This is a genomic window from Lacticaseibacillus chiayiensis (genome assembly GCF_004123795.1).
GTDB classification, from domain to species: Bacteria; Bacillota; Bacilli; order Lactobacillales; family Lactobacillaceae; genus Lacticaseibacillus; species Lacticaseibacillus chiayiensis.
In genome coordinates this window covers 1-24,655 of record NZ_MSSM01000023.1, presented here as the reverse complement: position 1 = coordinate 24,655, position 24,655 = coordinate 1, and the positions used below count along the sequence as shown (strand labels likewise).

The 24,655-nt window shown below is 48.3% G+C and carries 23 protein-coding genes; 18 read left to right on the top strand and 5 right to left on the bottom strand.

The genetic code is table 11. From position 1 onward, the window contains the following. Window positions 1-53: 53 nt before the first annotated feature. From BVJ53_RS09260 to BVJ53_RS09190, 12 genes are all read left to right on the top strand, one after another. Window positions 54-1,178 (top strand): exonuclease SbcCD subunit D, encoded by a 1,125-nt coding sequence (locus tag BVJ53_RS09260; RefSeq protein WP_129302163.1) that lies wholly within the window; start codon window positions 54-56, stop codon window positions 1,176-1,178. Next, entirely contained in the window at window positions 1,175-4,300 is a 3,126-nt protein-coding gene (locus tag BVJ53_RS09255; RefSeq protein ID WP_129302162.1) for an AAA family ATPase, read from the top strand. Before BVJ53_RS09260 ends, BVJ53_RS09255 begins: the two co-directional genes overlap by 4 nt. An 83-nt stretch (window positions 4,301-4,383) precedes the next feature. After that, complete coding sequence (locus BVJ53_RS09250) at window positions 4,384-4,710, top strand: type II toxin-antitoxin system RelE/ParE family toxin (RefSeq protein ID WP_414467441.1); 327 nt, start codon at window positions 4,384-4,386, stop codon at window positions 4,708-4,710. Between the two features lie 18 nt (window positions 4,711-4,728). Continuing rightward, a complete protein-coding gene (locus tag BVJ53_RS09245) occupies window positions 4,729-5,049 on the top strand; it encodes a helix-turn-helix transcriptional regulator (RefSeq protein WP_129302161.1) in 321 nt (106 codons plus the stop codon). Window positions 5,050-5,207: 158 nt separating this feature from the next. Further along, the gene (locus BVJ53_RS09240; protein WP_005684115.1) at window positions 5,208-5,351 is read left to right on the top strand and encodes a hypothetical protein; all 144 of its coding nucleotides are present in this window, start codon (window positions 5,208-5,210) and stop codon (window positions 5,349-5,351) included. Window positions 5,352-5,832: 481 nt separating this feature from the next. Further along, window positions 5,833-6,309, top strand: a complete 477-nt coding sequence (locus tag BVJ53_RS09230; RefSeq protein ID WP_016363742.1) for an Hsp20/alpha crystallin family protein — start codon at window positions 5,833-5,835, stop codon at window positions 6,307-6,309. A 556-nt stretch (window positions 6,310-6,865) separates the two neighbouring features. Beyond that, complete coding sequence (mutY, locus tag BVJ53_RS09220) at window positions 6,866-7,981, top strand: A/G-specific adenine glycosylase (protein WP_191983444.1); 1,116 nt, start codon at window positions 6,866-6,868, stop codon at window positions 7,979-7,981. 113 nt (window positions 7,982-8,094) lie between these two features. After that, complete coding sequence (locus BVJ53_RS09215) at window positions 8,095-8,886, top strand: alpha/beta hydrolase fold domain-containing protein (RefSeq protein WP_129302159.1); 792 nt, start codon at window positions 8,095-8,097, stop codon at window positions 8,884-8,886. After that, complete coding sequence (locus BVJ53_RS09210; protein WP_129302158.1) at window positions 8,883-9,551, top strand: NAD(P)H-dependent oxidoreductase; 669 nt, start codon at window positions 8,883-8,885, stop codon at window positions 9,549-9,551. The genes BVJ53_RS09215 and BVJ53_RS09210 overlap by 4 nt, the downstream gene beginning before the upstream one ends. Then, window positions 9,548-9,727, top strand: a complete 180-nt coding sequence (locus BVJ53_RS09205) for a hypothetical protein (RefSeq protein ID WP_129302157.1) — start codon at window positions 9,548-9,550, stop codon at window positions 9,725-9,727. Before BVJ53_RS09210 ends, BVJ53_RS09205 begins: the two co-directional genes overlap by 4 nt. Window positions 9,728-9,803: 76 nt before the next feature. After that, window positions 9,804-10,328: an HdeD family acid-resistance protein gene (locus tag BVJ53_RS09200; protein WP_129302156.1), complete on the top strand. Its 525-nt coding sequence runs from the start codon at window positions 9,804-9,806 to the stop codon at window positions 10,326-10,328. Window positions 10,329-10,965: 637 nt separating this feature from the next. Beyond that, on the top strand, window positions 10,966-11,598 hold the full coding sequence (locus tag BVJ53_RS09190) for a hypothetical protein (protein ID WP_129302155.1): 633 nt from the start codon (window positions 10,966-10,968) through the stop codon (window positions 11,596-11,598). Between the two features lie 116 nt (window positions 11,599-11,714). Here the strand turns inward: BVJ53_RS09190 and thiD are convergent, their stop codons facing one another. From thiD to BVJ53_RS09175, 3 genes are read right to left on the bottom strand one after another with little or no spacing between them, the layout of a single operon-like run. After that, the gene (gene thiD, locus BVJ53_RS09185) at window positions 11,715-12,530 is read right to left on the bottom strand and encodes a bifunctional hydroxymethylpyrimidine kinase/phosphomethylpyrimidine kinase (protein WP_129302154.1); all 816 of its coding nucleotides are present in this window, start codon (window positions 12,528-12,530) and stop codon (window positions 11,715-11,717) included. 50 nt (window positions 12,531-12,580) lie between these two features. Continuing rightward, the gene (locus tag BVJ53_RS09180) at window positions 12,581-13,642 is read right to left on the bottom strand and encodes a hypothetical protein (RefSeq protein WP_129302153.1); all 1,062 of its coding nucleotides are present in this window, start codon (window positions 13,640-13,642) and stop codon (window positions 12,581-12,583) included. Beyond that, a complete protein-coding gene (locus BVJ53_RS09175; protein ID WP_129302152.1) occupies window positions 13,635-14,471 on the bottom strand; it encodes an SbcC family exonuclease in 837 nt (278 codons plus the stop codon). Before BVJ53_RS09175 ends, BVJ53_RS09180 begins: the two co-directional genes overlap by 8 nt. A gap of 175 nt (window positions 14,472-14,646) precedes the next feature. Between BVJ53_RS09175 and BVJ53_RS09170 the strand changes: the two genes are divergently transcribed. From BVJ53_RS09170 to BVJ53_RS09130, 6 genes are all read left to right on the top strand, one after another. Then, window positions 14,647-15,300: an NAD(P)H-binding protein gene (locus tag BVJ53_RS09170; RefSeq protein ID WP_129302151.1), complete on the top strand. Its 654-nt coding sequence runs from the start codon at window positions 14,647-14,649 to the stop codon at window positions 15,298-15,300. Between the two features lie 812 nt (window positions 15,301-16,112). Continuing rightward, window positions 16,113-18,500, top strand: a complete 2,388-nt coding sequence (locus tag BVJ53_RS09160) for a beta-glucosidase family protein (protein ID WP_129302150.1) — start codon at window positions 16,113-16,115, stop codon at window positions 18,498-18,500. Window positions 18,501-18,948: 448 nt separating this feature from the next. Further along, a complete protein-coding gene (locus BVJ53_RS09150) occupies window positions 18,949-19,905 on the top strand; it encodes an ABC transporter substrate-binding protein (protein ID WP_129302149.1) in 957 nt (318 codons plus the stop codon). A 491-nt stretch (window positions 19,906-20,396) separates the two neighbouring features. Then, window positions 20,397-21,365, top strand: a complete 969-nt coding sequence (locus tag BVJ53_RS09140) for an ABC transporter substrate-binding protein (protein ID WP_129302148.1) — start codon at window positions 20,397-20,399, stop codon at window positions 21,363-21,365. Window positions 21,366-21,395: 30 nt separating this feature from the next. Continuing rightward, window positions 21,396-22,367 carry an ABC transporter permease gene (locus BVJ53_RS09135; RefSeq protein WP_129302147.1) on the top strand — a complete coding sequence of 324 codons (972 nt, stop codon included), beginning with the start codon at window positions 21,396-21,398 and terminating at the stop codon, window positions 22,365-22,367. Between the two features lies 1 nt (window position 22,368). After that, window positions 22,369-23,172 carry an ABC transporter ATP-binding protein gene (locus tag BVJ53_RS09130; RefSeq protein WP_129302146.1) on the top strand — a complete coding sequence of 268 codons (804 nt, stop codon included), beginning with the start codon at window positions 22,369-22,371 and terminating at the stop codon, window positions 23,170-23,172. Window positions 23,173-23,320: 148 nt separating this feature from the next. Here BVJ53_RS09130 and BVJ53_RS09125 read toward each other — a convergent pair whose 3' ends face one another. Continuing rightward, window positions 23,321-24,280 (bottom strand): acrylyl-CoA reductase family protein, encoded by a 960-nt coding sequence (locus BVJ53_RS09125; protein WP_129302145.1) that lies wholly within the window; start codon window positions 24,278-24,280, stop codon window positions 23,321-23,323. 207 nt (window positions 24,281-24,487) lie between these two features. Continuing rightward, a partial coding sequence (locus tag BVJ53_RS09120; RefSeq protein ID WP_191983443.1) for a transposase occupies window positions 24,488-24,655 on the bottom strand: 168 nt, incomplete at its 5' end.

Here is a 24,655-nt window from a genome sequence, read left to right as displayed (position 1 = left end):
TAAATAACTAATATTATTGTAGCAAGTAAGCGGTAACAAAGAAAGGCGCGAAAATGCGATTCTTACACACAGCCGATTGGCATATTGGCAAAAAATTAAATGACTTTGATCTGTTAGCTGACCAGCAGGCAGTTTTTGACCGGTTGGTGGCGGTCGCACAGGCACGACAGGTCGATGCGATCGTGATTGCTGGCGATTTATATGATCGCGCATTACCTAGCGAAGCAGCGGTGGCCGTGCTTGATCACATGCTCGTGAAGCTGAATCGTGAACTGCATTATCCGTTGCTGGTGATTTCCGGCAACCATGATTCGGCGGTACGTTTGCGGACAGGACGCTCGTGGTTTTCCGCTACGCAAATGTTTGTCAATACGCAGTTAGCCGAGGCGTTTAAACCGATTGAACTCGATGGCGTGCAGTTCTTTTTGCTGCCGTACTTTGAGCCGTTTGCGGTGCGCGATTATTTTCACGACCCGAATATTACCAACGTGGCGCAGGCAATTCGCCCGATTGTTGCCAAGATGAAAACCTTGTTTAAACCAGGCATGCGGCATGTTTTGGTGAGCCATTTTTTTGCAGCTGGCAGTGACCATAGTGCCTCAGAGACGAAGGTGAATGTCGGTGGCTTGGATGCGGTGCCGATTGATGATTTGGCGGCGTTTGATTATGTTGCGCTGGGGCATTTGCATAACCACAATGCGCTGCATGGCGAGCCGAAGATTCAATATAGCGGCGCTTTGTTGAAGTATGCGGTAGGCGAGGCCAAGCAGGAAAAAGGCGTTTACATTGTGGACACTGACACCATGGCGCGGGAGTTTGTGCCGTTAAAGTCGCAGCATGATTTACTCGAGTTGAAAGCCAGTTATGCGGACTTGACCGATCCGACCTATTATCAGCAGCAGGATCGGGATGCCTACATCGGGATTGATTTGACCGATACACAGGTGATTCCGAATGTGATGGCTCAATTGCGGAAAATCTACCCGCGGATCATCAGCTTACGGCGGGAAAATGGTGTCCAGGCAGTGAAGCCATTGCAACAGCGGCAACGTGATCTGGATCCGGTCAGTTTGCTGAAGGCCTTTTATGAAGAACTAATGCACACCGATCTGACGGCTGATCAGCTGAAGTGGGCAAAAGCCGGCCTGACCGCGGCAGAAAGCGAGCAAAAGCAATGAAACTAAAACAATTACACATGCGGTTTTTTGGCCCGTATGCTGATGAAACGGTTGATTTTGACGACTTTCGGACCAGTCCGTTGTTTTTGATCAGTGGACCGACCGGCAGTGGGAAGACCACGATTTTTGATGCCTTGATGTATGCCTTGTATGGGGAAACTTCAGGCGAGCGTGATGGCGTTCAGATGCGGTCGAATTTTGCCAGTCATCATAATTTGACGAAAGTGACGTTGACGTTTGAACATGACGGCAAACTTTATTCGGTGACCCGCCAGCCGCAACAGCTGCAACAAAAGAAGCGCGGGGATGGGCTCACGGAGATTAAAGCTAAAGTTATGTTGGCGATCGCAAATGCTGACAAGCAGGTGGCGGAATATACCAAGAAGAATCAGGTGCAGGCGCAATTAGATGAAGTTTTGCACTTGGACGCCAAACAGTTTCGCCAGATTGTGTTGCTGCCGCAAGGGGATTTTCGGCGCTTTTTGGATGCGGACAGTAATGCTAAGGAAGACTTATTGCGCGACTTGTTTGGCACGCAACTAATTCAACGGTGGCAGGCGGCGATGCTGGCAAAAACCAAGAAGCAAGGCGCAAAAATCCAGGATCAGGAGCGGCTGCTCAATCTTTTGACATCGCAATTTGATTTCGAAGTCGCGCCAGATGAAAATGCCACGCCGGCGGACAAGCTTGACTTGATGCGGGAAAATGTCGAAAAGCAAGCGGCAACGGTTGCGGAACGACAAAAAACGGCTGACAGCAGCCATCATGCTTATCGTGTTGCGCAGGCATCGCTTCAGGCAGGCAGACAGTTGGCACAAGCATTTAAAGACCGCGAACTGACCACCGCTGCCTTGGCAAAACTCGCTGAGCAGGAACCGACTCAGCGGGATCGGCTGAAACTCATGGATCAGTTAACTTGGGTGCAACAACACGAGGCAGCTGCCCAACAAGTCGAAAGTACGAAACAGGACCTGGATGCGGCGAAAAAGCAATCCGCACAGACAAACGCGGCTTTGGTGACCACTCAACAGGCCATGGCGCAGGCTAAAGCCAAGTTAAGCGATTTACAGCAACAAGCGCCTGCCGTTGAAGCCAAGAAAAAGCAGCTCGATCAATTGCAGTCGGTTCGGGAACAGTTAGTCGCCATGACAACGCAAAAGCAGCAGGCGGCAAAGCAAGCCGATGCAGTTGCAAAAGCAGAGAGTGCTCTGGCACAGGCACAACAAAAGCTTGCTGACGATCAGCAGGCGCTCGCGCAGCAACAAACCGAGTTGTCTGGGCTGTCAGTGGCCGATTTGGCGAACCAAGCAGCTGACCAAAAGCAGTTAATGGCAATGTTGACGCCGATTGCGACCAACTATCAGGAAGCCCAAGCTGACGCCGCCGCGCTAGAGAAAAAGCTGGCAATGGTCAAAACTTCGCTGGCTGAAGCCACAAAAGCCAGTGAAACGACAGCGCAGCAATTAACCGATCTGCAGCAAACCCAAATCAAGCAGCAAATTGCCCGGTTGGCGGCTAAGTTAAAACCTGGCACGCCTTGTCCCGTTTGTGGCAGCCTTGAACATCCGCATCCTGCCGTAACTACGACTGAACCACTGGTAACCGAGACGGCGATCAAGCAGGCAGAACAAAACCGGCAACAGGCAGCGGCAAAAGCGACCACGCTACAAACCCAGCTCAAGAATCTTGAAGAACAGCAGGCAACTGCGGATAAAAAAGTCAATGCAGCGCAGCAAGATTTTCTTGAAAAGCTGGCAGAAGTTCCCAACCTTGTTAATCAAGACATTGAGCGCGGCAATATTTTGCAACAGCTAGATGCGCTTAAGATTGTTACTGATAAGACAGTCAAGGCACTGAAAACTGCCAAAGCAAAACAAACCGCATTGGAAGAAACGCTGAAGGCAACACAAGCAGTCGTGGCTCAGGATGAGGAAAAGGTTCAGACCGCGCAAGGGACATTTAACGCCGCCAAGCTTGAGGCTGCCAAAGCCACGAGTGCATTGGCGACGATGCAAGCGGCATTGCCGGAAGGAACAAGCGATCTGGCGACGGTGACAGCACAGTCGAAAGAACTGACCCAGGCGGTTAACGATTATCAGGAGCAACAACAAGCTGCGCAGGATCGCGTCAACGAGTTAGATCGACAGTTGGCTGGATTACATGCCGATGCACGCCACGCCACGGAACAAATTGCCAAGCTGGAAAAAGAGCATCAAAAAGCGGCAACGGACTTTTTAGCAGCCGTGACGGAATATTTTGGCGAAAATGGTTCTGAACAGTTTGCCGCATTGCAAAAGCAGTTGCCACAATTGCCGGATCTGCAACAGCAAACGCAGGCTTATAAGGATGCGGTGTTGCAGCAGAAGACGTTACAGGACGCTAGCAATAAAACCATCGGCGATCAACAGGAACCGGCACTTGATCAGCTTGAAGAGCAGGCTAAGCTCACGGAAGAAGCCGCAACGAAGGCTCAGACGGCGTTTATCGAAGTGAAGCAGACCTATGACACGGCGAAAAAGTTATTGAAGCAGGCGTCGGATATTTTGGCAGAAAACCAAGCGGCCTTGGCTGCCTTTGCTGACCTGCAGACATTGACAACGGTGATGAATGGGAACGGTCCTAAGAAGCTAAGTTTGGAACGGTATGTTTTGCAAGCCTATCTCCAGCAGATTCTAGATGTTGCCAACACCCGCCTGCAGGTGCTTTCCAACAATCGTTATCAATTTGTGCTGCATACTGATTTAGGCACCCAAAAGATTCACTCAGGCTTGGAAATCGATGTTTATGATGATCAAGTTGGCGAACAGCGCGCGGTTCAGACGCTATCCGGCGGCGAAAGCTTTATCGCGGCGCTTAGTCTGGCATTGGCATTAGGTGAGGTCATTCAACAGGAAAGTGGCGGCATCAACATTGATGCTTTGTTTGTTGACGAAGGGTTCGGTAGTTTGGATACCAATAGCCTTGATGTGGCTATGAATGCCCTTGAGTCATTGGAAGGCGAGTCGCGGTTGATCGGTATTATTTCCCACGTCACGGAATTACGCGATAACATTCCCGATCAGCTTCAGGTACAGCCGGCCGGAACCGGGCGTAGTCGGTTGAAAGTGATGCATATGGCGTAGTTGCATACAGCGCCGTGATAATTCAAAAAATTACTTGAAAGGAATATACCTTCATGGTAATATACCGATAGAAGGTTAGGGCGTTGATGGAGGCTAAGGCGAAGAACAACAGATTAGAAAGGCAGTTAACAGATCCGCGCATACGAAATCGAATTTTCGGTACTAGTGTTGGTAGAAGAATTGCGGCAAGAATTGATGAAATTGCAGCGGCGACAACTTTGGATGATGTGTCCAGATTCCCACCTTCAAGGCTTCACGCTTTAAAGGGTGATCGGCAAGGATTGTTTGCGGTTGATGTCAGTGCAAATTATCGATTATTATTTGCTGGATTTGATGACGAGTATCAGCAATCTGTGGATACTGCAGAAATCGTGGCAGTCGTTTTTGTAGGTATTGAAGATTACCACTAAAAGGGGGGACCTTTATTTATGTATAAAGTAGATTTTAATGACTCAGTACCCATGAACATCGTGCCAACGACTTCGGCAGCTGATGCGCTGAAGGAACTGATGGCGTATCACCATATTACGCAGTCTGAGTTTGCGGAACACATTAACGTTTCGCAAAAACAGCTTTCATTTATTTTGAATCGGCATGCGTACATGAGCATCAATGTTGCGCGGAAAATTGAGCAAGCCACTGGCCTAAGTGCTAGATGGCTGTTACAGCTTGATCTTAATTATCGCTTGGCACAGGCTGAGGCAGGTGATATCAGTCAGGTCAAACCATTTGATTGGGCAAAATCTTGAGCTGGTTGTACCTGAAATGAATCGACCTGATTGCTCCGCCCAAGAGGCGTTCATAGGAGCGGATTTAAAATCGGATGTGTCAAGGTGGCGTTTAAGTGGTATAACAGAAGTTGAAAGGGTCAAACCTTCTAACTCACACCAAAGAGAGGCGACATCACATGGCATCATTGAGCAAAGAACAGAAGAAAGCTTTGATCGCTAAGGTTGAAAAGGAGCGCCAAGAACATCCTGAAAAGAAGCCTAAGAAGTCTGGCTTCGAAACAATTGACGAAGAAGCAGAACGCCTTGAAAATGAAAACTAATTTTAGTTAAGCCACGGATTCCAAATGAGAAATTGTTTGGGATCTTTTTTTGAGCGCGAACCGGCGCGATTAGGAGCCGGAGTGTAAGTGGCCTTGGGCGTGATGGCGTTTTTTGCCATTGCGACCAAGGTCCTTACACGCAGGCTCCTGCGCCGGTGAGCGCGTTATAGAACACGACAGTCCAACCATGATTGCCGACAATAGAGCAAATTCCGACTACCCCAAAAATTGCTCGCAGCCACAGCCACAATTACTCTGAGCCAATTACAGGTATAGGTTGATATACAATCCCAAAACTCAATAATGACGCCCCATAACAACCGCGAGCAAAAACTTTTTTCAAAAAAATTAGCACTTGGCGTTCACAAGTGCTAATTTGTGGTATAACTATAGGTGGAGCGAGGGAAAAGGAACAAAGGCTCCGGAGCCAAGAACGTTTCCCGAATTCCAGAAGTCTCTGATTGAAAGGAAGTTATCTGTTATGGCTAATGAAGTTATGAATCGTCGTAATAATGAGTTGATGAATGATGTTAATGATCCGTTCTTTGACAACTTGGCGCGTCGGTTCTTCGGCCCGGTATCTGACTGGATGGATTGGGCAACTCCTTCCATTGCCAGCACGGCCGTCAACGGATTGCTGACTGACGTTAAGGAGACCAAGGACGCTTACGAAGTTCATGTTGATGTTCCTGGGATCGATAAGAACAACATCAAGCTGAACTACCATGATGGCATTTTGAGCATCAATGTTCACAAGGATGACATTACAGATCACGCCGACAAGAACGGCAACGTCATGATGTCCGAACGCAGCTATGGCACGATGAGTCGGAGCTATCAACTGCCAAACGTTGATGACAGCAACATCAAGGCAAACTACAAGGATGGTGTTCTTAACATCACATGCCCAAAGTTGACTGAATCAAAGGAGTCTGGTCACAACATTGAAATTCAGTAATGGATTGAGTAGTGTTTGTCGTCAGGCGGCTCAAGACTCACGAACTGCATTGCAAGCATGATCAGAAGCGGCACCACTGTCGTTGATGGGCAAAACCCAGTAATAAGCAAAACGAATCGATGAGAATTGCAGCAGTTGCAGTGATCATTGAACCGTAACAAGAAATCACCTCTGCGATACGTATGATCGTAGGGGTGATTTTTTTGGTGAGCGCGAGCAGGAGCGATTTCTACGACTGCGAGCGCGTTATAGAACGCTGAGCGTGAGCCAGCCCTGTTAGAAACCGGAGTGTAAGTGGCCTCGGGCGTGATGGCCCGGTCTTTGGCCATTGCGCCTGAGGTCCTTATGTGTAGGTTTCTGGGCTGGCAAGCGCGTTATAGAACATGAAGATCAACCATTCAATTGCCCCTAATAGAACAATCTCCAATGAACCACGACTCTTCACACATAACCAGCGTCACGACACATCCTACCACCATTTTCAAAAACAAACCCAATCAAAATAGCCCCGCAACAGTTTCCCAACACCTAACTCCATGGTAAGCTAAACCCTATGATGACAAACAATAACTTAATGGATTGGCCGCCAGAAAAAGTAGCGGCATTTCAACAGGCACTGTTAGATTGGTACGATCAACACGCGCGGACGTTGCCGTGGCGGCAGGATCATGACCCTTACCATGTGATGGTGAGCGAATTAATGCTTCAGCAGACCCAAGTGCAAACCGTGATTCCGTATTATGAACGCTTTATGGCGCAGTTTCCGACTGTCGAGGCACTGGCTGCGGCACCGGAAGCCGCGGTTTTGAAGGCATGGGAAGGCTTAGGCTACTATTCACGGGCGCGACGGTTGCAACAAGCTGCTCAACAAATTGTGAACGATTATGACGGAAAATGGCCACGGACTTCAGCTGAGTTACAGACGTTGGCCGGTATCGGGCCTTACACAGCCGGCGCGATTGCTTCTATTAGTTTCGGTGAAGTCGTGCCGGCCATTGATGGAAATGCGTTTCGGGTGTTCGCTCGTTTATTCAAAGTAGACGCCGATATCGCACAGCCGCAAACACGCCAAGTATTCTATGATTTGATTCGCCCGTTAATCCCAAAAGATCGTCCTGGTGATTTTAATCAAGCCGTGATGGATCTCGGTTCAAGTTACATGTCGGCAAACCATCCGGATCCTGAACACTCGCCTGTGCGTGACTTTGACGCCAGCTATCGCGATGGCGTTGTGGCGGATTATCCTGTTAAAACCAAAAAGCCGCGTCCAGTTGTGCATCGCTATTTTGCTTTAGTGGTACGCTCTGATGCCGGTTATCTGTTCGAGCAGCGCCCTAGCACTGGGATGTTGGCAGATCTATGGATGTTTCCGTTGATTGATATGGCTGATCTTGAGACAACCATGATGAGCGATCAACTAGATGAAGTCAGCCGAATCTTTACTGCGTCATCAGGCTTGGCCTTAACGTTTGCTGATCTTGGCGTGAAGCAGGTTCAGCATACCTTTACCCATCAACGCTGGCAGATGACATTAATCGGAGCCGATGCCAAAGTCGAGGAACTGAAGTTTATGCCTGCACGGTGGGTAGCGACTAAAGATTTTGGCAAAATAGCACTGCCAACCGTTCAGAAAAAGTTGAATCAGGCGTTAGGGCTGGATGTTTTGGATTAGATTCCGGACTGTTAATGTTGAGAGTGGCGCCAGTTGAAGCGGGTTAATTGTTAGCTGTTTTTTGGAAAATCGCGTTATACTGTGGTCATCGTGAGGATTGAGAGGCGATTATTTTGACAGTTAAGGTAACCAAAGATATTGCTTATGGCGATGCCCCTTTACAGAAACTCGATTTCTATGAACCGGATAAACCAAATGGCGGAGCGATCCTTGATATTCACGGCGGCGGGTGGTTTCGCGGTGAAAAGAATAAGGAAGGCAGTATGGCTGAACGCATAGCCGCGCTTGGTTATACCGTTGCTGTTCCCAACTATCGGTTAGCACCGGAAGCCTTTTTCCCGGCAGCACGCGACGATGTTTTAGCCGCTTTTTCGTGGCTGCGTGATCATGTTGATACGAAAAATCTCGGTGTGTTTGGATCGAGCGCTGGCGGATCATTGTCAGTGGATGTTGGCTTGGCTGAAGGCGTGCCGGCAGTGTCGTGGTCTGGTATTTTTGATATTCAACAATGGTTTGCGGCTCATCCAAAAGTCGTGGCGCAACCTGATACCAAAACCGATTTTGTGAATACGGCGAGCGCTAAAATCGATCAAGGCGGCCGCAACGATCCATTTTACAAGTGGTTTATTTTGAATTATGTAGATGCTGATGAGACCAAGTTTTCGCAAGTCGAGCCGTTTGATCGGCTGACAGCAGAGGCAGGGCCATTGTATCTGGCTAATTCGCAGGAAGAGATCATTCCGGTAAGCGGGATTTATCAACTTGCCCAAGCGGCGGCAGCGTTGGGGTTGCCAGTGACATTGCAGGTGATTCCGGGTGGCCAGCATGCAGAAGGTTATCTTGCCGAAGCGTGGCCGGGCACGGTCGCATTTTTGGCGCAGCACTTATTGAAGGGATCAAATTGAAGACATTAGTGGTAGTTAGTCATCCGAATATTGAAAAAAGCGACACCCAGCAGTTTCTAAAAGCCAGTGCCGCTTCTTTGTCGCAAGTTGTCTGGCACCATTTAGACGCGAACTTGCCGTTTGACGTCGCCGCTGAGCAGCAGATGATTCAGAAGGCTGATCGGATTATTTTCCAATTTCCGTTGTACTGGTACATGGCGCCGGCGAGTTTGCATCAGTGGCTGACTGAAGTGTGGGTTAAACAATTTGTTTATAACGCGCATGGAGGATTGCTGACAGGCAAGTCGTTGGGCATCGTAGTAAGTTTTAGCCAACCGGAATCGGCGTATCAATTAGGCGGTCGCGTCGGGTTTAGTGTGAGCCAGTTTTTGGCACCTTATGCCGCACTGGCCGAAAAGACGGGGTTGGAACTGCTTGCGCCTCTAACTATTGCGCGCTTCGCCAACCAAAATGATACCGAACACCAGCAATTACTCATTCGCTACCAGCAATATTTGACGCTCACACACCCTGATAATGCTGAAGAACAGGCACAGTGGTTTATCGATCGGCTGCAGGCTGACCCTGACACGAAGATAATGGCTGATGAGTTGGCCGCACAAACCGATGAAATTGGCCGCTTACGGTTGACGTTGCACGAGTTGAAAGCAGGTGAGTCGGAGTGACGACTGACGAACAGTGGCTGATCAACACGGCTGCCCAGCATGAAAAAGACGCAGTATCTTATGAAAAGGCGGCATTCTTCGCGGCTTTGCAAACTTTTGTCGCACAGCAAGCCGAACGCCGCGACCAACTTGAGGCAGAAATCGACGGCCGCAGTTGGAATCATGAACAGTGGTAAAGTTCAGTCTGACGACGGAGGGGCATTGCCGCGCAATATGCTATGCTTTAACTAGCAAAACAAGGGAGCATCCAAAATGCAAGCAATGTTTGATCGTCTTCAACGGTGGTCGTGGTTACGCGGCCTGCTTATGATTCTGATCGGAGCCTGGATTTTAATTGAACCTCATCAAGTCTATCGAAGTTTTCTATGGATCGTGGCCGCGGTTTTGATTGTTGCGGCCATCCCCAAACTAGTCGATGGCTTCTCGGCTAAAAAACGTTCCGGAACTTATGGCACATCACTTTTCACAGGCGTCATCTATCTGATAGTGGCACTGTTGCTACCGGCCATTGTGATGCCGCTCATGAGTATGGGACCATTTTTCATCGGCGTTGTGCTCATCATTTATGGCATTAACAAAATCATGGGCGCGCGGCGTCAACAACAATATGTGAACGTCTCGCCACTGCCAACCATCATTTATGGCGTTGCCTTGATCGTCATCGGGGCAATCATGGTCATTAACCCATTCAAAACAGTTATGGTCGTCTTCTCGTTATTCGGCGGTTTGCTGGTCGTGATGGGGATTATGCAATTGTTTGGCAGTCGGCAGCAATAAGGTATATAGGTAAAGACCACGGATTTCACTTGTCCGTGGTCTTTTTTGCGTTGGCTTGATTAAATTTCTTGAGTTGGTGATTTGTATGAGTGGCTGAGATTTGGTGCGATCGGGTATGGCTAATTAAAGTCAAAAATACGGCAAAGAACGTCTATTTTGCATATAATTTCTATGTATCGTATTAATATAGTGACGAAGTGAGGGCGTTGTCAGATCCAGAAAATAGGAAAGTGACTATTTCTGTTAAAACTAGCCTCGCCGACAAGCAACGAGCTGCTGAGATATTTGATGCGTTGGGGCTCAATTTGTCGACGGAATTAACATTTTCATTAAGAAGAGCATTGCTGAGGGCGGCTTACCCTTTGAAGTGAAAGATCCGTTTTATAGCGAGGCCAATCAAGCAGAACTTGGTCGACGTTTCAAGAAAGTGGCCAGCCATCAGGAAGTGCATTCCCGTCACCTTTTAGATAACAGTGATTAGCCCTTGAAGACAGTAGCCTTCGTTTATTTTTGATTTGCTAATGGGTTCAAACAAGATGAATCAAACTCCCCAAACAAAATAATTGTCTTTCTCCGCCAATATCGCTAAACTCTGTGGCAGTAAATGTGATAAGCGCTTACAGAGAGGGGCAGCAAGATGAGTGAATTTGATTGGGAGAAAGTCGAACAGGACGAGTATTCACGTTCGGCAAGACCGAGTTTCGTTAAGTTGACGACACGAAGTTATATCACGGCGATGGGCGTTGCACCTGATCGCTTGGCGGACGCAACGTTTATTGACTTGGCCGCAGCTGTGACGGCAGTGGCTAAGCAAATCAGTGAAGGGCCGAATGTTGGCATCAAGATCCCGAATTTTAAAGCATATCGGCCTTATCCGTTGCAGGCGGTTTGGTCCGGTGGTGATAAGATCAGCAATCGACGTGTTTTCAGAATATGGCTGAAGCAGCCTCTGTTTATTCAAAAAGAACAATTTACCGAGGCGGTCGCGCAGCTTGATTTTGATCCCGCGATTGCGACACAGCTGCATTTCGAGCAACTGGCGGAGGGCTTTGAGATTCAAAGTTTCAGTGACACGCCACTAGATGATAGCATAGCGGCGTTGACGCGGATTCAAACAACGATCGCGGATCATCAGCTGGTGCCGAAATTTAATGACCGACATCGCGAGGTTTATGTGGCAGGCTATGCACCGGATTCGCCGGTACTGTTGCGAGTTGCTTTGGACGAGAATTTTGGGCAAGTGGACGAAGCGCAAGTTGTTTATAATTAGTCGTCCAGTAAGGCTTAGCAGCGGTTATTCGTTGCGGACAAACAAAAATCGGTACCCGAAACAGCCTTTGCTTCAGGTACCGATTTTGTTTTGTCAATTTCAAGTTATGGAGGGCTTTACGGATAAACGATCTGGTTAGCCCAATGATTGATCGGTCCATACTGATGGCCGACCGCAATGGGATGACCGATTGCCTGGTTCGTAAAGCGTTTGGCAATGCGAATGGCATCTTCGATCGTGTTACCTTTACCGATTTCGGCAGTGATCACAGCAGACAGCGTATCGCCAGTGCCGTTGACGCGATCCGTATTGTGGTAAGGTTCGCTCAGCCAGAAAGTTTTGCCGCTTTCCAGCAACACAAAGTCCCGGACTTCTTTTTGCTCAGGATTATCGTGAGCGCCTTTTAAAACGACATTCTTAGCGCCAGAATTTTGCAGTTGATGCGCAGCTGCTTCGATGTTGGCATCCGAATCAAGTTTCATACCGGTAAGATGCTCGGCTTCGTAGTGATTCGGCGTCACGACGGTTGCCAGTGGAATAAGATCATTCTTAACAGCATCATACGCATCTTGCTCCAGCAGCATGGCGCCGTGTTTGGTGATAATCACCGGATCAACGACCAACGCACCAAAATCGTATTGCTGCCAATTCTTGATAATATCCTGCACTAAAGCTCGGTCTGCCAACATCCCGGTTTTGGCCGCACGAATCTTCAAGTCAGCTGCCAACGACTTAAATTGGGCATCAATGAATGGCAATGGCATCACCATGCTATCCTGAATGCCATAAGAGTTACCGGCCACAGCAGCCGTCAAAACGGTGGCACCATACACGCCACGCATAAAGAAACTATGCAAATCGGCCTGGACACCGGCACTGCCGTCGCTATCCGTACCGCCAATCGTCATTACTTGCGGAAATTCATTTGCCATGAAAAACCCTCCTAGCGAATGCGTTATTGTGATCTACGCTAAGTAACCTTTTAATTAAATGCGCGTTTCTGCGGCAATATCGCTTTGAGCCATTCGCCAATAAACGGGTACTGTCGATTCAGTTCAATAATCTGCGTCTCCGGATCTGGATATTTCAGATAAACCATATTATTATCTGCGTTGATCAAAACGGTAAAGAGCTTTTGGTTCGGCAACGGCAATTCGTATACGCCGGTTTGTTTGCCTTGCCGCATTAGGATTGCGTTGTTGGATGCAATCACGAAGAGTTCATCAAGTGCGGGGGAGTTTGTCCCGGCAGACACGCGTACGACTAATTTGAGATGATGATTGACTAGCTCTTCCGGAATTGTGGTGGACGCCCATTCGAAGCGATTACTTGTAACTTCTTCGGAACCTAAGTCTTTCCAGTCATGGCCGTCTTCATCGAGGATTTGATAATCCAGGACTTTGCTTTCAGGATCCAAGGTGACATTAATGCTGAAGTCACCTGGTTTGACAACGGTCTTTTTGCCAACTAATGGTTTGAGATTGTCGAAGCGGGTCTTAAAATGTAATCCGTTAACCGGTTGCAAGACCGTTTCATCGATCGTTGTGAACTGATAGCCGGCTTGATTAAGGGCTTTGGTCAAAGCAGAGAGCGCTTTGATTTCATCGTCATTATAAGTCAGAGCATGATCATCGCTGGCAGTGATTTGCAATAAGGTCGGCAAGTTAACAGCCTTGAGTGTTGCATCGGCGCTTAAAGGATTCACAATCGTCAATAAGTCATTGTTGTCATTGTCGGTTGCCTGAATCAGCGTTATCTCACTATGTTGCGGATCAGTTGTCGTGTCTCTGAACCACAGCGTTTGCAAGAACTTAGTCGGAATTGAAGCCATATTTTGCAGCGTCTGGTACAACTTGTCACGCATCAGTGCTGTGTAGCTACCCAGTAAGGCGGTCATAGCGTCATCATTGGCACCCCATATTGGTGAGTCAGCTAAGCGATCCGTTTCGGTTTGATAGGCTGTACTAATCTGTTGCCGTAATTCGGAAACCGATAACGGCTTTGTAATTAAGCCAGCCAAATGTGTGTCATTCAGATTAAGCATGCGTGCGACCTCCTTCAACCTTTAACGACTGCATAAAATCGTCCTTGAGATTGGCAAGAACATTTTCAAATTCAGCAACGGAACTGTAAGTATTCATAACGGCCTGATATTCGTACCGGGTGATCGCGGCCGAAACTTCCAGTTCGCGTTTGCGCTTGTCGAAGGTGTCATCAGCTGCCAATTTTTCTTTATCAAAGCGAGCTTTAAGCTGTGAGGCGTCCGCACTTGATGTTCGGGAGGACGGAGCTGCATCGTCATCGTCGCTTGGATCAATGAAGTTTTTCAGCAGTCCCCTGAAGCCGCTACCGCCTTGCGTAGGTTGATCGCGCACTGGAGCAGCTTCGGCCTCAAGGTTATCGATTTGCGTGTGCAGCGAGTCGACGTCGCGGTATACTTCCTTACGCATGGCGTCTAATTGGCGATCGAGATAATGGTCAGGATCGTCGGAAAAGGCTTCCAGTTGTGGCAGAATTTTGCGTTGCTCATCGGTTGATTGGGTAATCGCACGCAAAATAACGTTGATATGGCCAAAATCGCGGCGGTGGTACCAATTACCGAAATAGACGACTCCTTGGTCGTTGACCTCAAAAAAAGGGATGTGCTGACGCAAAAAGTCAATCAACCCGATTTGCAAAAAGTCGTGCAACTCGGCTTGGGCGCTTTTGTCGTAAGCTAAGATGTAACCCGGGGCTTCTTCGATATCGAGCCGCAAGTTTTCGGCGGTTGCATCGATTCCCTGATATAGGCGATAGCGTGATTTTTTATGCCAGGCATCGGTAAAATCACTGAAGAATTTTTTTTGGTAAGTTAGACTCGTTTCGATTGACATTTAATATCCTCTCACATTCTATCCGGTTATTTTAAGTGTACCGCATAAACAGGCATATAAGGAAGTTTTATTCTCATTTTTGCCACAGAGAAGGTTGAATCAGCCGCTTTCATCAAATGCATGCTAGAATGAAATCAAATTTGGTCGGTAAGCGTAAACGAAATGAGGTAGGAAAATGAAAATAGCTGTTTTAGGTGCAACTGGCCGGGCTGGGAGCGCGATTGTTGCCGAAGCTCAACGGCGTGGCCATGAGGTGATGGCCGTCGTCCGGGATGCGCAAAAAGCTGCCAGTCGACTTGGTCAAAATGTGTCGACACTGGTGAAAGCGCCGCTGGAATTGACGGAGGCCGATTTAGATGACGTTGATGCCGTTGTGGATGCGCTGAGTGTGCCGTGGGGATCCGGCCGTGGGTATTTGCATTTGGATTTTGCGACTCACTTGATTAGTTTGTTACGGAATACGGATACTTTAGCGGTTTTCATTCTGGGTAGCGCAAGCCTGTCGATGCCGGGCGCGGATCATCCCATGATTCTTGATTTTCCTGAGAGTGTTGCAAGCCAGCCGTGGTATGACGGTGCTAAGTATCAGTATTATGAATATCGCTTCTTGCAGATGACCGATAATGTTAATTGGATCGGAATTTCAGCGAGCGAGGCGTTTCCGACTGGACCGGCCACGCGTTATGTTGCCGGTAAAGATACCTTGTTGGTTGGCGAAGATGGGCAGAGTCACATTACTACCGGGAATATGGCGCTGGCTATTTTGGATCAGTTGGAGCGGCCAACTTCGGTGCAGGACCGGATGACGGTGCGTGATGCGGATGCGTGATGGTGCAGCTGGTTGTTTGGGTGAGTAAACACGATTCTTGGTTCGATGGTTGGCCATGTGTTGTGGCTGGTCATCAAGCGGGGGTCGTGTTTTTTGATTTGTAAGTACGTAGGTAGACTGTTGTGTTCTGTAAGGCGGCTGCTGGCGTAGGTGATGTTTGTAAGGACCTTGGTAGGAATGGTCGAAAGTGGCCGCGATGAAAGGGTTTGTTCTATCAGGGGCAATTATGTATGGGACTTTGATGTTCTATAACGCGCTCACCAGCCCAGAAACCTACACATAAGGACCTCGGGCGCAATGGCCAAAGCCCAGCCATCACGCCCGAGGCCACTTATGCTCCGGTTTCTAACCGGGCTGGTTCGCGCTCACAAAAAAAGCCCCACGCATTGGGGGTGCGCGGGGTTCCCATGTCAGTGCCATTGGGGGTGGTACTGACTTATTTTTACTTTGGAGGAGTAAAAATGAAAAAAGTTGGGTTGGGGTAGTAGTAAGAAGGGGGTAAACTTCCTTGCTACACTCAAAATAATAATCCGTAAATGTGAACTTTTTATGACGATCTGACAAAAATTTTAGAACGCGTGTTTTTTCGATGATTTTTTGTGCAATCATCTCCGGTTTCTAGGCAATGAACGGAAAGAAATGTCACTTTCTAGCAAAAATAGTCATATAATATGATAACCCCTGTTAAACGCGACATGTAGCCGTTTTTTTTCCAAGAAAATGAACCGATTGACGGGAATTCTCGGGTAAAAAACGTTAAGATTTAGTGAAGAGAACGATGCCGCTCAGAAAATTAAAAATGGGGTAATTTGATGGATAATTCAGAGTCACCAGTTGATCTTAATAGTCTGACGACTGAAGAAAAGGTGAAGTTGACTTCAGGAAAGGATTTTTGGTCTTCGGAATCTTTTCCTGAGCATGGTATTCCTAGCATTCGGATGAGTGACGGCCCGCATGGTTTGCGTTATCAGGCTGCGGAGGCCGATCATTTGGGCATTAATGACAGCGTGCCGAGTACCAGTTTTCCGACGGCGAGTGCCAGCGCATCGTCTTGGGATCCAGAACTCATTGCCGAAATGGGTGAGGCGATCGGACTTGAAGCCCGCAGCCTGGGCGTTGATGTTGTGTTGGGACCTGGCGTGAATATGAAGCGTAATCCGTTGTGTGGCAGAAATTTCGAATATTTTAGTGAAGATCCGTTCTTGGCGGGGAAACTCGGCGCGGCATGGATTCAAGGCATTCAAAAACAGGGTGTGGCGGCTTGTCTGAAGCACTTTGCGGCGAATAATCAAGAAAATGGTCGGTTGTCGTCTAATTCGATGATCGATCCGGTTGCGCTGCATGAGATCTATCTGGAAGCCTTTCGCATTGCGGTTACTGAAGGACGGCCGGAATCGGTTATGTGTTCTTACAATAAAGTAAATGGTCGCTACGCCAGTGACAATCATTATTTGATGACGCAGGTTCTGCGTCATGAGTTCGGTTTTGACGGTGCCGTCATTACCGATTGGGGTGCGCTTAACGATAAGGTTGCTTCGCTGAATGCCGGCACTGATTTGGAAATGCCTGGGGATCAGCACCTGTTTGATAAAGAAGCATTGAAAGCTTTTCAGACTGGTGAGTTGCGGCCTGCGAGTTTGGACCGAGCTGCCAGCAATATTGCTAAGATGGCGCGTAAACAGCGGCCTAAGTTCACCGGCTCGCGCGAAGAAATGCTACATCAGCACGCTAAATTGGCGCAAAAAATTGCAGAAAGTGCCATTGTGCTGTTGAAAAATGACAATGGGATTTTGCCTTTAGCTGACAATGAGCAAGTAGCCGTGGTTGGTGAATTAGCCAAAGAGACCCGTTTCCAAGGTGCCGGTTCATCGCATATTAAGGCGGCGGAACAGGTGTCGATTTTGACTGGGTTCAAGCAAACCGGCATCGCTTATGATTATGCGGCAGGGTATCGACTGGATGATCAAGTTGATGAGGCAGCGATAGCTCAGGCACTGGAACTTGCCCGCACACACGACAAGGTTATTTTTGTCGCTGGATTGCCAGATAGCTATGAGTCTGAAGGCTTTGATCGCCAAAACATGGCCTTGCCGAAAGTCCAAAATGATTTGCTGCAGGCGATTGCTGCGATCAATCCGCATGTCGTGGTTTTGTTGGTCGCCGGAGCACCGGTTGAGCTACCGTGGTTGGATCAGGTACAGGCGATTTTGAATTTGTATTTAGGCGGTGAACAGATCGGAACAGCCGCCGGTCGGGTATTGACCGGACAAGTAAACCCAAGCGGTAAGTTGGCTGAAACTTACCCAGTTCGTTATGCGGATGTACCATCTGCGGAGCTTTACGATCACCGTACGCGTTCCGTACCCTATGTCGAAAGCACATATATCGGCTACCGTTACTTCGACAAAGCTCAGGTACCGGTGGCATTTCCGTTTGGTTTTGGCCTCAGCTACACCTCTTTTGCGATAAAAAATGCACGCCTTACTGATGATCACGTCACCAATGACCGGCCAGTTACGGTGCAGGTGGCGCTGACTAATACTGGCAGTCGCGATGGCGCAGAAGTGGTTCAGGCATACGTTCAGGAGCAGACCACGCGTCCCTTGCGACCAGTCAGAGAACTGAAAGCCTTCAAAAAAGTGTTCGTCAAAGCTGGCGAAACAGTGACGGTTACGTTAGCACTGCCGGCACAGGCGTTTAAAGAATGGCATGAACAAACCCAGACATGGGAACTGCCTGATGCCGCCAAAGCCGTGGCAATCGGGACAAGTTCTGTTGATATTGTCAGTGTCTTACCGGTTCAAATTCAAGGACAGGCCTTCACAAATTTCGAAAACGTTCCCGGTTGGTATACAACGCCATCTGGCAAACCAACCGTGCATGATTTCGAACAGCTTACCGGCCAAAAGGTACCGCCACATCATGAGTTTGTTCCTGGTGAATTCACGCGCCTGAACACGCCACGCGAAATGCAGAAATATTCGTGGTTGCTACGAATAATCGCGCGGACGGTCATTAAAATGCGTACAAAGGATTACATTGACAAGGACGGTCCCGAGGCCAAGTTTCAGCAGGCGATCGTATTAGACACGCCCCTCATTCGGTTAGCCCAACAGGCAAGTGGCACACTCAGATTAAGTATGGTCGATCGATTGGTGGCGGCTGCCAATCACCAGTATCTGAAAATGATTTTTAGATAACAAGCGTATTGTAAAAAGATTAAAATTTTTTCTTGACGAAGGTGTCCTCTATTCGGTATTCTTAATCCCATACAAACCCGAAGGAAGTGTTGACCGTGATGAATTATCGGCGAACACAACTGAATATCTTTTTTGGCAGCTTTTTTGGATAGCGGTTTGCAGTCAGATGCAAACCGCGCAAGCAACGGTTTGCATCCATAAGGCTGTCACATTAAATGTGTCAACAACGCCGCATGGATGAACAATAATCCATGCGGCTTTTCTATACCGAAAACACGGATCAGTCGCAATGGAAAAATGTGACTGGTCCGCTTTTTATTTTGGTGAATGTGTGACGGGGATGGTAAATCAAGTTCTGATTTCCGCTGGTACCCAATCATCTGCTAAAAAAGGTCTTCACGGTTTTGTTACAGGGTAAGCACGCAACGTTACTTCAAGGAGGACTATCATGAAAAAACATCTTTTACTCGCATTAGCCGGCATGGCACTAATCGGCCTGACTTTAACGGGTTGTGGCAAGCAATCGAAAGCCGCCAACAAAGAAACCGTTAAAGTCGGTATTTTGCAGTTAATGGATCAGACCGCGTTGACCGAAGCGCGTAAAGGATTCGAGACGGAACTCGCTAAAGCAGGTTATAAAGGCAAGCGCATCAAGATCGATTATGTGAATGCCCAAGGCGATCAGGCGAATCTCAAAACCATGAGCGATCGGCTGGCACGTGGAAAGAATGACGTTAATTTGGCCATTGCCACGCCGGCCGCCCAAGCGCTGCAAAAAGCCGACAAAAAAACACCAATGCTTTTCACTGCTATCACAGATCCAAAGTCAGCTGGATTGGTGACAAACTTGGCGAAACCAGACAAAAATGCTACCGGCGTCACTGATTTGGTTGCAGTTGCGGACCAGATTGATTTATTGCACAAAACCTTTCCCCAAGCGAAAACGATTGGCCTGATGTATAACGCTGGCGAGCCTAACTCGGTCTACCAGATCAAGCAAGCAAAAGCGTATCTTAAGAAGCTGGGTCTTCGTTACCAGATCAAGACAGCTGCCACAACTAATGATGTTCAGCAGGCGGCCGAGAGCCTGACGAAGGATGTCGATGCGTTGTATTTACCGGCCGATAATGTGATGGCCGCGGCCATGCCGACTATTGGTAAAGTTGCCAAGGAAAAACAAATCCCGGTCGTGCCGGCAGCATCCACCATGGTCAAAGACGGCGGCACGATTACCAAAGGCATTGATTATCGCGATCTTGGCAAACAAACTGCTAAGATGGCAATCAAACTTTTAAAGGGCACTTCGGTCAAAAAACTTGCCGTCGAAAAACCGGCCAATGTCAAAACCGTTAAAAATGAGGCTATGTTAAAAGCGGTGAAACAAAAAGTTAACTTACCAAAGTAGCCGGTATAACAACTTTCTTTGACATTTTAATTCGAGCAAAACCTGAGATGGCCAAAATAATCGTGAAAATATGTGTTGACAAGATGGAATTATGAGGATACTCTTAGAAACAAGCCAGAAGGAAAGAATTTCTGGATACAAGGAGTGTTGATCATGAGACAAAGCAAAACAACACAACTTAATCACGCGTACTATTACGGCTATTTCGGATAATGGTTTGTATCTCATGGATACAAGCCAATCAGGTTTGTATCCATGATGGCCGTGAGTATTTCACTTGCAATCAACCGCCACATGGACGAATTCATCCATGTGGCTTTTTCTTTCCCGGGAAAAAGTAAAAGGGCCCACCACACGGATGAGGAAATCCAGTGGTGGGTCCTTTACTTTTAGAGCATAAGATACTCTGCTCACAGCCGTGCCGCGGGTTCCCACACTACCCGTCCAAACCAGCACGGCAACTCACCAAACATCTCAGGAGGAAGAAAAAAATGAAATTCAAACGAATCGCTGTGATTGCCGCAGCATCATTGGCAATGATCGCTTTGGTCGGCTGTGGCAAGTCAACCAAAGCCGCTGCTGATAAAAGCCAAGTAAAAGTCGGCATTTTGCAACTGATTGACCAGCAGGCGTTAACGGCTGCGCGCAAAGGCTTCACGGAAGAACTTGCCAAAGCCGGTTACAAAGGCAATAAGATCAAGCTGGATTATGTCAATGCCCAAGGCGACCAATCCAATCTGCAAACGATGAGCCAGCGTCTGAAACGCGATAAGAACGATCTCAACCTGGCGATTGCGACCCCGGCTGCGCAAGCTTTGCAGAAGGCGGATACCAAAACGCCAATGTTGTTTACGGCGATCACTGATCCTAAGTCAGCTGGATTAGTCAGCAATCCGGATAAACCGAACAAAAATGCCACCGGTGTCACCGATAAAGTCGATGTGGCTGGCCAGATCAAGTTTATTCATAAAGTCTTTCCGAAAGCTAAAAAGATCGGTTTGCTTTTCAACGCTGCGGAGCAAAATTCCCAGGTTCAAGTTAAGTTAGCCAAAGCTGCGATTAAGAAGCTCGGGCTGACAGCCGTCGAAAAAACGGCGGCTACAACTAATGATGTTGAGCAAAGCGCGTCAGCATTGATGAAGCAAAGTGATGTCATTTACATTCCAACCGACAACACGATGGCTGCTTCTATGGCGACGATCGGTAAAGTCAGCTCCAAAGAGAAGATTCCGGTGGTGCCGGCGGACGCGACTATGGTCAAGCTTGCTGGGGTTGCCACTGTGGGCATCAATTACGAAGATCTCGGTAAGCAAACCGGCAAGCTGGCCGTGCAGTTACTGAAGGGCAAGAAGGTTAAAGATTTGCCCGTCGAAGAACCATCCAAGACGCGATTGGTGATCAATCCGGAACGGATGCGGCAATTCGGTCTGACCAAGGCCATGTTGGAAGAAGCAGAATAAAAAACGATTTAAAAAACGAGGGGTTTCGTTATGGACATTGTGACATCGAGTATCGCCCAAGGGTTATTGTGGTCGGTTATGGCAATCGGCGTGTATCTGACTTTTCGGATTTTGGACATTGCCGATATGACGGCAGAAGGGAGTTTTCCTTTAGGAGCGGCGATTACCGCCCATGCCATTGTATCGGGGACGGGGCCGATTGTGGCAACACTGATGGGATTTGTTGGTGGTGCTGCTGCTGGGGCAGTTTCCGGATTTTTGACCACCAAGCTGCACATTCCGGATTTGCTGACCGGTATTTTGACGATGACGGGCTTATATTCGGTGAACCTGTTCATTATGGGCAAAGCCAATATCAGCTTAATCGGCACGGTCAAAACAGTTTTCAATTTATCTGATAGCGGTGATGCGACGACGATCAGCATCATGGTTGGTGCGATTGTGGTGGCACTGGTCATCGGTATCTTGGTGTTCTTTTTCCATACTGAAATGGGCTTGGCGGCAGCCGCGGTTGGTAACAATCAGGATATGGCTGCGGCCAACGGGATTAATAATGATGCCATGAAAATCATCATTTATATGCTAAGTAACGGGCTCATTGCCTTGTCGGGCAGTCTCATGGCGCAAACCAATGGCTATGCCGACTTATCGATGGGGATTGGCACGATCGTTATTGCCTTGGCTGCCATTATCATTTCGGAGATTCTGGTTCGCGGCGTACCGTTGTGGGCGCGGTTGTTGATGATCATTGTTGGCGCTGTGATTTATCGCCTGATTATTGCGGTGGTGCTGGACATGGGCGTTGATCCGAACTACTTGCGCTTCTTCTATGCACTCATGTTGACAGTTTTCCTATCTTTACCATTGCTGAAGAAGAAACTTTTCCAGCTAAAAGTGCGGCATGGCAATCGGCGGCCGGTTAAGCAACGGCAGACAACGATATCCAAGGCAGCAGATACCATGCCTGTTTCGCCGATGGAGCAGCAAAAGGAGGTTCGTTGAGATGGCAGTTCTCGAAGTACACGGGTTACATCAATATTTTGAACAAGGAACCGTTAATGAAAACCACGCATTGAAGGGTATTGACTTGAGCCTGGAACGCGGTGAGTTTGTGGCGATCATCGGTGGTAACGGCGCAGGCAAATCCACGTTGCTTAATAGTATTGCCGGTACACTGCCAGTTAATCAGGGACAGATTCTCATTGATGGGAAAGATGTGACGTACCAAAACGTTGCCAAACGCGCTAAATTAATTGCGCGCGTTTTCCAGGATCCCAGATCAGGCACGGCTTCGTTATTGACGATTGAACAAAATCTGGCTTTGGCGGAAAAACGCGGTGAATGGCGCAACTTTTGGGCCAGTGGTGTAAAGCGACGCGATCGCCAGCATTTTCAGGAGAAGCTCGCAACACTGGGGTTAGGCTTGGAGAAGCGATTAGGAGCGGAGATGGGTCTGCTTTCTGGCGGCCAACGTCAGGCGGTCACGTTGTTGATGGCGACGTTGAAAAAGCCGGCGCTGTTGCTGCTAGATGAACACACGGCGGCGCTTGATCCGCAAACCAGCGCAACCGTCATGGCGTTGACGGATCAGATGGTGAGAGCACAAAAGATCACCACGTTAATGATCACCCACAACATGGCGAGTGCCTTGAAATACGGTGACCGTCTTATCATGCTGGATCACGGCGAAATTGCTGTGGATGTTCGCGGCGAGGCAAAGCAAAATCTGACGGTTGAAGACTTGTTGACGCTGTTCAAAGAACGCAGCGGGCAGGAATTTGCTGATGATGCTGTTTTATTAAGTTAACGGTTTGAATGTGAACAACCCGGCTAGCGAGTGAAGGCTAAAAAGCGGCTTAATAGAAAAGGTACTTGAATTCTCAACACGGCTATAGTTGGGAATCCAGGTGCCTTTTGATTTTGACAGATAGCTGACTTCGTTCTTCCAGATGTTATCAAGCCATACTAACAACCGTTCTAACTGGGTGGTGCGTAAAGTGGTCGTTTAACGCTTGCGGCAGGTCGGCTAGGTTGATTTTTTGGAAAGGAACAGGTTTCAATTTTGCGAGTGCCATCCATGCTTTTTGCCGTAACACAGTGGGCGCGTTCACAGAATCAACACCCAGCAGGCTGATATTCCGCAAGATAAACGGAAAGACTGTTAATGGTAAGGAAGTACCGGCCGCATTGCCGCATAACGCGACCGCGCCGTTGTATCGCATGCTTGGCAGTAGGTTGGACGTGAAGCTGCCGCCAAGTGGATCAACGGCGTAATCAAATTGTTGACGGCTCAGCGCTTTGCCTTGTGGTAGTTCGTCTAGCGCTAAGGTTGCGGTGGCACCCAGATCACGAACTTGCGACTGCTGATCGGGTGTGCGCACAACGGCAATTCGATTTGAAAAGCCGGCATTTTCTAACAATTGTAAGGCAATGCTGCCGACGCCACCGGTTGCACCGCCGACTAGTATCTTGGGATTTTGTTCTGTCGTCATGCCCGCCTGCATCAGTGCGTTGACACATAAGGCTGCCGTTAACCCTGCTGTGCCGAATGCCATGGCTGTTTCAAGTGTCATGTCGGGCGGTAGCGGCATGGCCCATTTTGCCGGGATGCGGGCATATTGGGCGTACCCGCCGCCTTGACTGACGCCCAGGCCATGACCGGTTGCCAGTATCTGATCGCCTTTTTTAAACTTCGGATCCTGGCTGGCCACAACCGTACCGCTGAGATCGATACCAAGAATTTGCGGGTATTGGCGAATAATTTGGTTGTGCGGCTGGTACGCCAAAGCATCTTTATAGTTAATATCCGAATAAGCAACGCGGATTAAAAGTTCCCCAGCGGATAGATCATCTGTGGTGATCGTTTGTAGGGTCGCTTTTTGGCCGTCATGAATGAATGCTTGAAAAAACTGCATCGAGCTACCCTCCTCGTAATAAGAATCACATCTATGCTCAATTATTAACTAGATCATAGCAGTTTCATTCGTAATAACCAAACGAAAAGCAGCCGTTCCGAAGCTTGCAATAGCTTTTGGAACGACTGCTTTTAAAGTTCAATCACTTTTTAATTATGACTGGCCGGAAATCCCGTGACTTTAGTCATGGGATGGATAGGCCCTCTCTCAACGCCCTTTAGGGCGCTTTTTCAGTTCGTTGTATTTTTGGTTGTTGATGTAATTTTCAACGACGTCCTTGCTCATGTTGCCAAGTGTACTCATGTAGTAGCTGGGTGACCATAAATGTCCACCCCAATCTTGAGAATCGCGAATTTCCGGATGCCGTTTGAGAAA